The following is a 13545-nucleotide window of genomic DNA, read 5'->3' as shown; positions in this document are numbered from 1 at the left end:
GTAGGTGCTACACTTTACTTCACTGGTAAAAAAAATATCTTCCCAATAATTTTGCAACTGATTGGGCAATTTCAATTTTTGAGCAACCCGCACACAAAAAGACTGTAAAAATATATCCAAGTCATGGCAAGGAAACTCATTAAGATTCAAATAAACCGTGCGATAACCCCTAGACTTAGCATAATCAAGAATCCGATGACTGAGTAAGGTTTTACCCATCAGCTTCGGTGCTTTAATCCGAATTAGCGCTCCTGGTTGTGAAATCTTTTGATAACACTCAGCATCTTGAGGACGTTCTATATAAAAGTCTCCAACGTGAGCGGTTGTCTGTTGTTGATTATTGGTGCTATTTGTGCTATTATCGTTTGGTAATTCAATACCCAGTAAGTTTAAAAATTCTGGTATAGACTGAGGCCGATCCCTAGCCACCAAATTCATACCATGGAGAATGGCTTGATTTATGCGATCGCTAATCTTGGGATTCAAATCCTTTGGTGGTGGTAATACAGCTCCCTCAATCCGGTCATCAGCTGATACTGGTTTCTTTCCAGTTAAGAGCACATACAAGGTAGCGGCCAAAGCATAAACATCAGTGTAGGGACCCTGTTGCGACCGCCACTCATATTGTTCCAGAGGAGCATAGCCTGGAGTCCGCCCACACAGATGAGTTTGGGTAACCCCAGGGACAAACTTAGTAGCAATACCCAAATCAATCAACACCGCACCAGAACCATCGTTCCGAACCATGATGTTATTAGGTTTAACATCCCGATGGAGCAACCCTTGCTGATGAATGTCCCACAGGGCGCTACCAATTTGCTGGATGTAAAGCAAGGCTTTCTCTTCCGAAAGCACACCCTGCCGTTTCACCAGAGCCGACAAGGTTTCCCCCTCGATGTATTCCATGATTAGGCAAGGCAATTCACCTTCTCGGATGATTTCTTCACATAAGCTAACTAGATGAGGATTCCCACAGCTACATTGGGCTAACTTTACCGCTTCGTTGGCGAAAATTTTCCAATATTCTAATAAATTATTTTGGCGGAGTGCATCATTACCGATAGTTTTGATAACAATGCGATCGCCTGTTTTATTATTTCGGGCTAAATAGGTAATACCCAGCCCACCTTCTCCTAGTTTTTTTTCGATAGTGTACTTACCGTTTTGTAGCCGATAACCAGGGAGCCAGGTATTATTACCTACGCCGTTGCTGTGGTTAGGTGGCTGAGTAGTTGAGGGAGGTTTGTAGGGAGCATAAGGCTCTGCCACATTAACAGCTATTGGTTGTGTGGTGCTGCTATGACCATTTTTAGGGGAATTAAACCAGCGTTTAACTCTGTTATTTAACTGCTGCTTTAATTTCCCACACACTGACCGATGCTTATTAGTTTTCATGGGAGATACCCAACCTATCCAGGATATTAATTTCGGTAGGGTTTATAGCGTTTGGATCTGGGTTGTAAACACAGGAATTGCTGAAAGAGGCAAAAGGGGAAAGAGATTCGGAGTTTTATTTTCCAAGAAAAAAAACCATAAAGATTTACATCTCAAACACAAACGCTATATATTTCCTTATCAGTAATTATAGCGTTTTTAATAATTATCAGAGCCATCCAATTTTCTTCACCTTACTTCATACTCCTACTCCCTAGGTAAGCAATCAGCAATCAGCAATCAGCATATCTAGCCAATGCAGACTATGGGCAATGTTTTCTTGCGCTTACCCTAGAATGCGATCGCGTCCATATACCATTTCCCGGAAAGTAGGATAGAAAAAAACTAAATTTTATGTTAAAGTTATTGTATATACAAAACGTATATACAATTTAATGGAATTTGAATGGGACGAAAACAAAAACCGACAAAATCAGCGAAAACATGGCATCAGCTTTGAAGAAGCACAGGAAATATTCTTTGGAATCGTTTTTACTTCAATTGATGAACGATACGATTATGATGAAATCAGAGAAATCAGCATCGGTGCCATACAAGGCGTTGTCATTGTCACCGTAGCCCACACCGAAAGAAACAGTAAAATTCGATTAATTTCTGCTCGAAAAGCTACCCCTAAGGAAAAGAGAAAGTATTATGAGTATCTCGCCCAAACGACTTGAAGAAATCAAAAATATTCCTGACTCTGAAATTGATACTTCAGATATACCTGAGTTAGACGATCATTTTTGGGAAAATGCCAAAATGGTTAAACCAATTACTAAAAAAGCGATTTCTATTCGCTTAGATAGTGACATCATAGACTGGTTTAAAAGTCAAGGAAAAGGCTATCAATCATCAATTAATAACGTTCTTCGTAGTTATGTGAATCATCAACTAAAGAAAAGTAATCATTGATGGTAAAACTATTCCCTTCATCTCGGCTAGAATTAGCTGAGATGATATCCCGTATGGGTTATACCAGTCATAAACTACAATTGAACCAATACCTGCCACCATCTGTGTGATCTAAATCCGCACTTCTCGCTAACCTTGTTAATTACCAACAGAGGTTAAGATTTTGATAACTAATTTTAAGGAGTGAACGGTGTTCAGGAGTAGCGATAGTAGTTCCAATTGGCAGTGCTCTTTGTCCAAGCAGCTAACCCCCTTGATCGGAGATTTAACCAGAGTCAAATCTAATCCTATCGAGCCCAAGACTATTGTAGTTAGTACCTTGATTGGGCTTTTGCTCAATTCTCTACCATGGTTACCAGCTGCTAGAGCTGAAACGGTGCAACTGGGAGTAGTTAAGAGTCTGGATAATCAAGGGCATTGGTCTGGAATTACCGAACGCTTACATTCAATTGGAGTTAACTACTGTATTGTTGACTTGACTGACGTTAAGAAAGCCTCTGACTTCGAGAACACTAACTTGCTATTTTTGCCCAATGTCGAGTTCCTCCACCCCAAACAATTCCAAGCGTTACAGGAATGGATCGCACAAGGAGGAAAAGTTATTGTTAGCGGTCCTACTGGGTTACTTTCCAAACCTGACATCCGCAAACAATTGCGTGAGCTTTTGGGTGCCTATTGGGGGTTTGCGATGACCCAACCCTCTATCCTCCATCCTTCCCCAGACAGTAACCAAACATGGGTGCAGGATACTGGAATTACAGGTATCATCCAGGGGGGCACTCTTATTCCTGCTGATCTTAATTCCACTACTGTTGCAGTCTGGAGTCAGGTTGACAAGCCCCCTGCTGTAGTAACCTCTAATAATGCTACGTTTTTTGGTTGGCGCTGGGGTATCGATCGGGTAGCTCCGGCGGAGGTCGATAGTGCTTGGTTACGAGCGGCTCTTGGTCGCTATGATGTCCAAGTCACTGATGTCAATCTCACTGATGTCCAACTCATCACTAATTCATCTACATCGTCTGAATCCTCTGATCACTCTCCACAACATTGTCGGGATATCGACACCACTATTGCCCAGAAACAGGTGGAAACAGAAGATGCAGAGTCTGGCAATAACACAGATGCTTCAGCCAAGCCTACTAATTCCCGATTAGCTCCGTCACCCAAGCCAGCAAAAGCCCCACCACCGCGATATAGAAGACGAATTCGAACCCTAAAGCAAGCTACTGCAATGGAGATGGAGTTAGAAAATCTGATTGGTCGGTTTGAAAGTGCTTTGCTAAGAGCCGATGCAGCTAACAGTAATCTGAATTTATCTACAGGTGCTGCTATCGAACAATTTGTCACTGCTGGTGCTAAGCAAGTGTCGGAAACTTCCGAGGAAACCTCTGAGGGTAAAACGAATGAAACTAACTCAGCTACTGACTCAGCTATTGAGGCATTGAATCAGGCCAGAGTGGGTTTGGAAAACTTCCGTCGAGCAGTGGCTCGCAGAGAGTATCAAAAGGCAAGTCAGCTGTGGATGACAGCACGAAATACCCTATGGGAAAACTACCCAACTGATCGTAAACTAGCCCAGTCAGAGATTCGAGCCATTTGGCTAGACCGGGGTACTATTGTTAAAGCCAAGTCTGAAAAAGATTTAGCTAAGATTTTTGACAAATTGGCTACAGCTGGTTTTCACACCATCTTTTTTGAAACGGTTAACGCTAGTTATACGATTTACCCGAGTGCGATCGCACCAGAGCAAAATCCCCTGGTTGAGGGATGGGATCCCCTAAAAGCAGCAGTGAAGTTAGCCCATGAGCGAGGGATGGAATTGCACGCTTGGGTTTGGATGTTTGCTGCAGCTAACCAGCGGCACAATGCGGTTTTGGATCAACCAGCAGACTATCTCGGACCAGTGCTATCCAAGAATCCAGACTGGGCAATCTTGGATAACGAAAAACGTGTGTTTCACAAGAGAACTAGAAAGGCTTTTCTTGACCCCGCTAATCCGGAAGTGCGGGATTATCTAACCAAGCTATTGGAAGAGATAGCCAGCAACTATGAAGTGGATGGGATTCAGCTCGACTATATTCGCTACCCGTTTCAAGACCCCAAAGCTGGTCATACCTTTGGCTATGGTAAGGCCGCCCGTGAACAGTTCCAGGAATTGACCGGTGTTGACCCCATTGAGATTGACCCAAAGAATCAGAACTTATGGCGACAGTGGACAGATTTTCGTATAGAGCAAATCGACACTTTAGTCAAGTCAGTGTCACAAATGCTGCGGCAGAAACGTCCCGAGTTGATTATCTCTGCTGCTGTATTTCCCATGCCTAGGGAAGACCGATTGCAAAAAATCCAACAAAACTGGGAAGATTGGGCGTCTCGGGGTGAGATTGACCTGATGGTACCGATGACTTATGCGTTGGAAACGGAAGAGTTACAAAAATTAGCCCAGCCATGGCTAACTAAATCCTCCCTAAGCTCAGCCTTAGTTTTGCCAGGAATTCGCCTATTGAATTTGCCCGATATTGTAGCTGTTGACCAAATTCAACTGCTGCGAGATTTACCAGCTCCTGGCTATGCCCTATTTGCAGTAGAAAATCTCAATGATAATCTCAGGGGCATCTTGACTCGCACTCAAGGACAACAAGAGCCTACCACTGAAGTACAAGTACCTTACCGTCAACCGTTCCTAGCTGCAGCAGAACGTTATCAGGCTCTGCAACAGGAATGGAGTTTTATGTTAGCAAATAATCAAATAGTAATTGGGGAACCAGACCTTTCAGACTGGGGACAACAAGCCGATACCCTCTCCCTGTTGCTGAATCGACTAGCCGACAAGCCATCCATGATGAGCTTGCTATCAGCACAATTGTCCATGTCATCCTTCCGTACTCGCTTTCAAACGTGGATGTTTGGACAATCGGTTGAGCAACCGTATCAAGTTCAGGTATGGGACAACCGTCTGGAAACGATCCAACGATTATTGCGCTATGGTGAGCGGACGCTCCAAAATCCACCATTAGCTAGTGGCCGGGAAACTGCCACCAATGAAGTGGACATCACTGAAAGTCTCGATCCATAGACGAGCTCCACAAGATAGTGGGTTATCGGGATTATAGACAATCCGACACGGACCAAGGATTTCTACTTGGTTGCCGTATATATTGTTGCCGCTGCGTTTTACGGAAATCACTGGCTTCCGTTCTTCGGGGCTTTTGTGGATATTCGAGCCAATGTTATTGCGGTTGACATTGATCTTAGCTATAGCCGGAGCACGATTAGTGCGCCATTTCCCTTTTGGTCCTCTAGTGCCCTTGGTGATTTGCGGGAGATTGTTAAACAAGGGAATAATCCAGAATTTCCCGCTTTTATAGGCACCCCGAACCCGACCCTTCTCTAGAAGTTGGCGCAATCGCCGAGAAGAAATACCTAAGAGAGATGCTGCTTCGGTAGTACAAACACACTTGTTCATTTTTCTCTTTTGTTTTAACTCTTCCTATATCACTATTATATAGGATAAATTAATCATTGACAAGGTCTAGTTAAAAAAATCTCTTCCGAAGTAACTATTGAGTTAAATACCCTCAGTTTGATGTCAGAAATTGGCGGTTTTTTTGAGGAGAGAGGAGACCTGACTCGAAGGTTTTAATTCTTGGATAAAGTTGGTGATGTCGAAGTGAGGTGGCAATAGCGATCGCATTCGCTAAAATAACTAGAGTAAAGTACGGAAAATATCATAAATTTGGCGGTGAGACATCCCGTCAGTAGTAAAGTAACCTAGTTGTATCGTCAGGGGATAGCCTGGGTCTGTTTTAGACCCATACTCGACACGACCCTCCTTTTTTAAGGGGCTTAGGGTACAGTGTTAGAAATGTTACTAACGTAAAGATATATTTAAATGAGTAAAGCTTTTGCTGCTTGGTTTAGCTGGGTTATGCCTGTGGCAGCAACGTTGTTGGCAACGAGCGTAACTGCACCGGTAGTCAGAGCACAAAACCTGTACAATCCGCAGCCGATTTCTCATAGCAAAGAAATTGTTGACACCCTGACTCAGAAAGATATTCCGATCGGGGATGGTGGCTTTGCCCGAGACTATGTAGTAACTCTTGATGCGGGAGACCAAGTTGCCATTGACCTGATCTCAGACAACTTTGACACGATGATCTCTGTGATCGCTTCTGACGGTTCTATGGTAGCGGAAAATGATGATGGACCCGATGGCAGTACTAACTCCTTGTTATTTGCTCGCATCACTGAGACAGATGAGTACATTATCAGGGTGCGTGCCTTTGGCTCAACCGGCGGTGGCAAGTTCAGATTAAAGATAACCAGACTTAAACCAATTTAGGGGGTTAGTGGTCGAGTCGGTAAGTACTCGATAAACTAACAGGTCGTCTTTGACAAAGAATTAGTAAAAGTAATTAGTTAAGGATCAGGGTCAGTAAGCACAGAAACAGGGCTTCTGTCCATTCCACCACTGCTCCGTAAGTGTCTCCAGTATGTCCCCCCAGCTGGCGGTGAAACCAGCCGCCAGTCAGTAGAGCGATCGCACATCCTCCGATGGCCATGGTTAAGGATAACCAAGTATTTGTGGGATCTAGCAACACTGGCACTAGAGATAAACTTAAGACAACGAATAATCCCAAGAGAATATCTTGGGGAATACGTATCCATGGTTTGTGAAATGCCCCTTTACCGGTGGGTTTGAGATAGGGATAAAATGCGATCGCTACTACTTGTCCCCAGCGTCCCCAAGCAGCTGCTCCCATCAAAGCTGCCCACCGATAAGCCCCGATATCAGTTAGGGCAGCGGTTTTGATCAGTAATAGAGTACAGGCTGCCATTGCCCCAAAGGCTCCTGTAGCACTATCTGCCATTACATCTAAACGGCGCTGGGGATCTGGAACTGCTAAACCATCAGCTGTGTCTATCACCCCATCTAAGTGTAATCCTCCAGTCAGGGCAAGCCAGCTGACCACAACTGCAACAGAGCGAGTAAGTGCTGGCATCCCCAACTGTTGCAATAAGATGTCTAATATTATCAGTATTCCCCCAATCAGCAATCCGATGATCGGTGCCCAACGGGCAATGCCCCGAAACTCCATTCCCCAGCTAGCTGGTAGGGGGATAATAGTATAAAAAGTTACAGCACTACTCAATGAACGGAAAAGTTGACGTCCCCATTGCCTAAATTGTTGTCCAGTGAAATACTTCATGGGTAACTGGTGTTACTGAAATTTATTGAATTTTCCTTTGAGCACCATCGAAAGATTGAGATAGTATTGTGTCATAAGCTGTTGTTATAAGCAGCAAGTTACCTCACCCTATGGCTTAGGTCTCAACAGCAACGGGCTGCTAATCTAGTTAGTTCGTGCCGACCAAAACGGCTCAATCAACATTCCTTGGTCGAAAAGTAGTTGGCAATGGGTTTATCCCATTTGGGGTATAAGCTGTTGGTGTTTACTCAATAAGGAGTAATCTAGTTGTCTAGATTTGACTAGTTGACTGTGAACTATTTAAAGATAAACACCTAACACGCGATTATTCCCTGCATCTATTGGAATTATCTGTTGCTGCGCAACGCCGCACGCTTACATGCTTATACCCTTGTATTAACAATTAAGCATGCTTAGATTAGGTATAAAGTCCGATAACCATTAACCCAAAACCTAACACCATTAACCTTTATTGTTGGTTTTAACCCGTTGCCGTAGCTGTGTTCTCATCAATTGGTTTAACCTTTAGGGTTGCCTCGCCAATCAATTAAATTAACCAGTTGCATGTCAATATCAGCCCTGAAAAGCATTATAGGCTTTTATCCATGAGTCACCACCAATCTAGACACCAACTCCCAGCTCCTTGCATCATTGAAACTGGCATTATCATCAACAAGCGAGATATGAAACGCTTGCTTGGTGATTTAGGTTGCGTCCGTTACATCCACACTCTCGATGGTCAGCTAAAGAACCAGGGGGAAGGGTTAGTTCAGGAAGTATTTGCTGATCCCCATTGCTCCACCCTGATTGCCAATCGGACACTTTACATCAATGTCCATAGTTTTGACTATTTACAACTGAGTCAGTCTCCAGAGCAAGAAGCTTACTTTGACCTAATTAGCGAAAATCGTCAGTTGCGGCTAATTCCCCTGTTGAATCCCTTACAACAAGAGTGTGTTGAGCAACTTCAGGCAGAAGCCCTTGAAGCTATGGTCACACAGGTTCTAAGCGCGAAATGGGATGTGCAAATTGATGATGATGGAGATTGTCCTTTTTAGGTTAGAAGGTTAGAAGGTTAGAAGGTTATAGGTTATAGGTTACAGGTTACAGGTTGATAAATGAAATTCAAGGGTATAAGTATTGGCTTGCTTCAAGTTGGATGCATCGAATACACAATATCAAAGACGCAAGAGTTTCACCTGGGTTAACTGAATTAGACGCTATCGTCTAGTTAACGATATTTCAAGACCTAGATCAACTTGAATCAACAGAAAATTAATTTTTCATTTCAATGTCAGGCTTCCTGTAGCCACACTAAAGCAAGAGCTGGGGTGTTTGTGACCCCCCATGGTGTGGTGGAAACTCCCAGGTTTATGCCAGTAGGCACCCTAGCAACGGTAAAAACTCTAACACCAGCCCAGTTAGAGGTAGCTGGGGCCCAAATGGTTTTGGCTAATACCTATCATCTCCATCTGCAACCGGGAGAAGCCATCATTAAACAAGCGGGTGGGCTGCATCGATTTATGGGTTGGCACGGACCAATCTTGACTGATTCTGGTGGCTTTCAGGTGTTTAGCTTGAGTCAGCTCCGTACTATTACCGAAGAGGGTGTGACCTTTCGATCTCCTCGGGATGGGCGGATGATTGATATAACCCCAGAACGGTGTATGGAAATTCAGCATGCCTTGGGAGCAGATGTGATCATGGCATTTGATGAGTGTCCCCCCTATCCAGCTGAGCGAACTGAGGTGGAATTAGCAACTCAACGAACCTATCGCTGGCTCAAACGCTGTATTGTTGCCCACAATCGCCCTGATCAACAAGCTTTGTTTGGTATAGTTCAGGGTGGAGTGTACCTAGATTTGCGTCAAAAGGCTGCCGAATCCTTGGTCGAGTTGGATTTACCAGGTTATGCCATTGGTGGTGTCAGTGTGGGGGAACCAGCTGAATTGATTCACCAAATTGTCGAGACAACCGCTCCATTACTGCCATGGCATAAGCCTCGTTATCTGATGGGGGTCGGTACCTACAGGGAAATGGTTTTAGCGATCGCATCTGGCATAGACTTGTTTGACTGCGTTATTCCCACTCGCCTGGGACGTCATGGTACTGCCTTAGTGCAGGGGGAACGCTGGAACTTGAAAAATGCCCGGTTTCGGGAAGATTTTTCCCCCTTAGATGCCAGTTGTCCTTGCTATTGCTGTCAGAATTTCAGTCGTGCTTATCTGAACCATTTAGTGCGATCGCGTGAATCTCTAGGCTATATGTTACTCTCTCACCACAATGTGACTGAGCTAATTCGGTTTACTCAAGCGATCAGGGCAGCCATCTTAAGTGATCAATTCACTACACAATTTGCTCATTGGCTGTTCACTTCATGTTAAGATACATGTCAATTATTAAATCTGTGTTGGAAAGGAAGATTTAAGATATGGAAGCTGCACTCCTGTTAGGAACATTACCCGAAGCTTACTCTATTTTTGGTCCAGTGGTGGACGTTCTACCAGTCATCCCTGTGTTCTTCTTGCTGCTAGCCTTTGTCTGGCAAGCCGCCGTGGGTTTCCGGTAAACTTCTGCCCCGCTAGAAAACCTGTTTGGCTCTAGGGGTTGGTTTTATGGATAAATATTGACAAATTTAGACATATCTCCCAAAAATCTCGCTAGTTGTGTCAGAAGGGAGTAGTACAAACCCAACGGATGAATCCGGGGGTGAGTAACCTCAATACCTGACCAACGTTTGTCTCTGATAAAGACTACGTAATCAATAAGCCCTACGATTCATCCTACCTATGAACCACTTAGGTCATGGTGGGATGATCAGTTGGCAGGGTTGATGATGGTGTAGATTAGTAGTGCGCCTGTAGGAAATATCAACCAGGGATTGAACCGAATAGTGTGGATAAAGCAATCAAAAACAGGAACGTTCGTAGTAGGGTATCCTGTGAGTAGTAAAGCTTGCCGATATCTGGGATAAATACTATCCACTGATGGTTGATATAAAATACAGGAAGCTGTTTGTATAGGCTAAGTGCAAATTTTTGCCGTCAAAACTGTCAATGTGGAATTACCCAAGATATTAGTCAGGTGGGCATCAACAATTGGGATAAGGGTGGTTGACCACGGCGAACTTGAAGACAAATTTAATATGCTCCGATTGATAGCTTGACAGAATAATCACGACTTGCTTCCTAAGCAAAAAAAAGCAAAATGGTAGTGTAAGCAACTTCGCTTCCATTGCTTCTGCTCAATCGATTAAATCGATCGGGAAAATATTCAGAGCAACCTTTCGGACTTAGATCAGGGCTAAGAATCAAGGAATGAGTCACTACTCTACAGGGTGATTAAACTGTTAATCGTATGATTAATAGAATCATCAAGGGTGAACATCAAGGGTGATTATTTCTAGTGATAATGATTATATATGAGTGCTCAGCTGGTAAAAGTGGCCACAGAAGAGTCACCAAACAACTCAAAACTTAGCCCCCAGGCGGAAAATCCCTCCCCCCCGCCCCCAAAACCGACGAAAGCTTGGTCGCGGCTGAAACGCTTGGGGGAATATGTTGGGATAAATCCAGCATTGATAGGGAGTTTGGCCGTAACTGGTTTAATGCTAGGGTCTAAGCACCTAGGAATGTTGCAGTTTTTTGAGTTAAAGGCTTTCGACCGGATGATAGAGCTGCGACCAGCTTTACCACCGGATGACCGCCTCTTAGTAGTAGAGGTGACTGAGCCAGATTTAAAAGGCACAACAGCTCCAGGAGGGTCTTCAATCAAAGATGCTGTAATGTATGAGGTATTACAGAAGCTGGAGCAACATCAACCCGCTGTCATTGGTGTCGATATCTTTCGAGACAGTCCAGTAGAACCGGGTCATGGCGAATTTTCTGAACTACTGCAAAGTAGCGATCGCATAATTCCAATTTGCTATCGGGGTCAATCAGAAGCATCCAGTGTTGCAGCCCCCCCAAAAATTTCTCAGCATCGTGTAGGCTTTGTTAATCTACTTGAAGATCCCGATGGAATCGTCCGGCGGGCTCCATTATTTTTTGACAATACCAGTGATAATACCAGCATCGTGGGTTGCACCACCAGATTATCATTCGGCTTTCAGTTAGCCCGAAGCTATTTGGAACAGCGGGGAATCAAGCCCGAAAACATCTCCCGAAAACAGATCAAGCTAGGAAAAACAGTCTATAAAAAGATATCTCCTACTGCTGGAGGTTACCAAAAGGGGGATACGGGAGGCTACCAAATTTTATTGAATTACCGCTCTGCTGATCACCTTGCCGATACCGTTACCTTAACTAAGGTTCTGAATGAGGAGATTGAACCAGACTTGGTCAAAGACCGGATTGTCCTAATCGGTATGAATGCTCCTAGTATCAAAGATGATGACTTCTTAACACCCTACAGTTTTGCTCAAAAAGAAAGCAAGCATATGCAAGGAGTCATGATACATGGTCAAATCGTGAGTCAACTGCTCAATGGCGCACTTGGAGAGAGAAGAGGACAGTTTTGGTTTTGGTCTGAGTGGACAGAAGGCTTGTGGCTTTGGGGTTGGACACTAATAGGGGGCGTGTTAGTTGGGGTAAGCCGCAACACTCGACAGTTAGTACTGTCTGAGAGTATTGCTTTAGGTATTTTGGTAGGAACATCCTACCTGCTATTTCTCAACTCAGGATGGATACCTGTCGTGGCACCTGCGTTGGCATTAATCCTTTCGGGTACTGGTGTAATGACTTACACCGGTTACAAAGCTAAACAGGAGAGCATAAAAGCAGAGCAAGAGCGCCGCAAAATTGAAGCAAAAGCTCAAGAACAGGAACAGAACTTAGCCCTGTTACAGGCGTTGTTGAAGGAAAAAAACGAAACCACCTCCAGCGCTAACACCAAAACTATACCGATACCACAAACCGATTTATCTCAAGAAGATGCCACAGCAATTTGGAACCCAACAGCAGGTGCAGACTCTGATGGCACATCGGTAGAGTACCGACCCCAAAATAACCTCCTAGCTGGACGCTACCAAACCAAGCGTGTTCTCGGTTCGGGTGGGTTTGGTCTAGTCCATCTAGCAGAAGATACTCAGCGACCTGGTTCACCCCAGTGTGTGGTCAAGCAATTGAAACCGGCTCGTAGCGATCCGCAATTCTTGAAAATTGCCAGACGCCTATTCAGCACTGAAGCAGACATATTAGAAATTTTGGGTAATCATTTAAAGATTCCTCGACTACTAGCTTATTTTGAAGAAGATCAAGTATTTTACTTAGTGGAAGAATATATTCCCGGTCAGTCCCTTAGTGACGAATTACCAGTAGATAAACGGCTTGGAGTGAAGGAAGTCGCAGATATACTGAAAGATATTTTAGAAATTCTCGTCTTTATCCACAAATACGGCGTCATCCACCGGGATATCAAACCTGGCAATATTATCCGTCGTCAAACTGATGGTCAACTGGTACTAATTGACTTCGGAGCAGTTAAACAGATTAAAAGCCCAGAGCAAAGTGAGGAAAAAAATGATACGGTTGCCATTGGCTCTCGTGGTTATGCCCCACCAGAGCAATTAGCGGGACACCCCAGTTTCAATAGTGATATTTATGCTTTAGGTATGATTGGGATTCAAGGATTAACTGGAATTCGTCCCTATCATTTGCCCATTTCCCCAGAAACTGGTGAAGTGATCTGGCGCAACCTGGCAGATGTACCTGAAGAATTTGCCCAAATTATAGAAAAGATGGTAAGCTATCATTTCGCTGACAGATACCAGTCAGCTGAGGTAATCCTGCAAGATTTCTCCAAAGTGATTGGTGGGTGAAGTATCCCAACAAGATCCGCTGAAGTTGGGGCTTCCAACTGGCGTCACAAGGACGGTCTTATTCGTCTTTCGGCAAAGCCGACGCTTCGCGAACAGGATTTCCCGTTTCATCCGCCGATGCCACGTTGGGTACTTCCGCGTACACAGAAAGTCCAGAACTGAATCTGG

The 13545-nt window shown here is 44.2% G+C and carries 11 protein-coding genes; 8 read left to right on the top strand and 3 right to left on the bottom strand.

Features of this window, described 5'->3' with window-relative positions; all coding sequences use genetic code 11:
* The coding region (locus tag F6K51_RS22425; RefSeq protein WP_293024370.1) for a serine/threonine-protein kinase at positions 1-1395 on the bottom strand (1395 nt) is incomplete at its 3' end.
* A gap of 434 nt (positions 1396-1829) precedes the next feature.
* On the opposite strand from F6K51_RS22425, the gene F6K51_RS22420 reads away from it, so the two are divergent.
* The 3 genes from F6K51_RS22420 (at position 1830) to F6K51_RS22410 (ending at position 5425) form a co-directional block, all read left to right on the top strand.
* Positions 1830-2114: a BrnT family toxin gene (locus tag F6K51_RS22420; RefSeq protein WP_071106423.1), complete on the top strand. Its 285-nt coding sequence runs from the start codon at positions 1830-1832 to the stop codon at positions 2112-2114.
* Positions 2089-2349: a BrnA antitoxin family protein gene (locus tag F6K51_RS22415; RefSeq protein WP_293024366.1), complete on the top strand. Its 261-nt coding sequence runs from the start codon at positions 2089-2091 to the stop codon at positions 2347-2349. Before F6K51_RS22420 ends, F6K51_RS22415 begins: the two co-directional genes overlap by 26 nt.
* 232 nt (positions 2350-2581) lie before the next feature.
* Complete coding sequence (locus F6K51_RS22410) at positions 2582-5425, top strand: family 10 glycosylhydrolase (RefSeq protein WP_293024364.1); 2844 nt, start codon at positions 2582-2584, stop codon at positions 5423-5425.
* Here F6K51_RS22410 and F6K51_RS22405 read toward each other — a convergent pair.
* Positions 5363-5815 (bottom strand): helix-turn-helix domain-containing protein, encoded by a 453-nt coding sequence (locus F6K51_RS22405; protein WP_293024362.1) that lies wholly within the window; start codon positions 5813-5815, stop codon positions 5363-5365. The genes F6K51_RS22410 and F6K51_RS22405 overlap by 63 nt on opposite strands.
* 426 nt (positions 5816-6241) lie before the next feature.
* Here F6K51_RS22405 and F6K51_RS22400 point away from each other — a divergent pair, with 426 nt between their 5' ends.
* Positions 6242-6691 carry a PPC domain-containing protein gene (locus tag F6K51_RS22400; protein WP_293024360.1) on the top strand — a complete coding sequence of 150 codons (450 nt, stop codon included), beginning with the start codon at positions 6242-6244 and terminating at the stop codon, positions 6689-6691.
* Between the two features lie 73 nt (positions 6692-6764).
* Here the strand turns inward: F6K51_RS22400 and cobS are convergent, their stop codons facing one another.
* Positions 6765-7559 carry an adenosylcobinamide-GDP ribazoletransferase gene (cobS, locus tag F6K51_RS22395; RefSeq protein ID WP_293024358.1) on the bottom strand — a complete coding sequence of 265 codons (795 nt, stop codon included), beginning with the start codon at positions 7557-7559 and terminating at the stop codon, positions 6765-6767.
* Between the two features lie 605 nt (positions 7560-8164).
* Between cobS and F6K51_RS22390 the strand changes: the two genes are divergently transcribed.
* The 4 genes from F6K51_RS22390 to F6K51_RS22375 all read left to right on the top strand — a co-directional run bounded on the left by F6K51_RS22390 (position 8165) and on the right by F6K51_RS22375 (position 13377).
* Positions 8165-8617 carry a hypothetical protein gene (locus F6K51_RS22390; RefSeq protein ID WP_293024356.1) on the top strand — a complete coding sequence of 151 codons (453 nt, stop codon included), beginning with the start codon at positions 8165-8167 and terminating at the stop codon, positions 8615-8617.
* Positions 8618-8818: 201 nt separating this feature from the next.
* Positions 8819-9943, top strand: a complete 1125-nt coding sequence (tgt, locus tag F6K51_RS22385) for a tRNA guanosine(34) transglycosylase Tgt (RefSeq protein ID WP_293024354.1) — start codon at positions 8819-8821, stop codon at positions 9941-9943.
* Between the two features lie 47 nt (positions 9944-9990).
* Positions 9991-10128 (top strand): photosystem II reaction center protein K, encoded by a 138-nt coding sequence (locus tag F6K51_RS22380; protein WP_008177837.1) that lies wholly within the window; start codon positions 9991-9993, stop codon positions 10126-10128.
* An 852-nt stretch (positions 10129-10980) separates the two neighbouring features.
* Positions 10981-13377: a CHASE2 domain-containing serine/threonine-protein kinase gene (locus F6K51_RS22375; RefSeq protein WP_293024351.1), complete on the top strand. Its 2397-nt coding sequence runs from the start codon at positions 10981-10983 to the stop codon at positions 13375-13377.
* Positions 13378-13545 lie beyond the last annotated feature (168 nt).

The organism is Moorena sp. SIO3I8, assembly GCF_010692325.1.
Classification (GTDB): Bacteria; Cyanobacteriota; Cyanobacteriia; order Cyanobacteriales; family Coleofasciculaceae; genus Moorena.
This window is presented reverse-complemented; position numbering and strand designations above follow the sequence as displayed.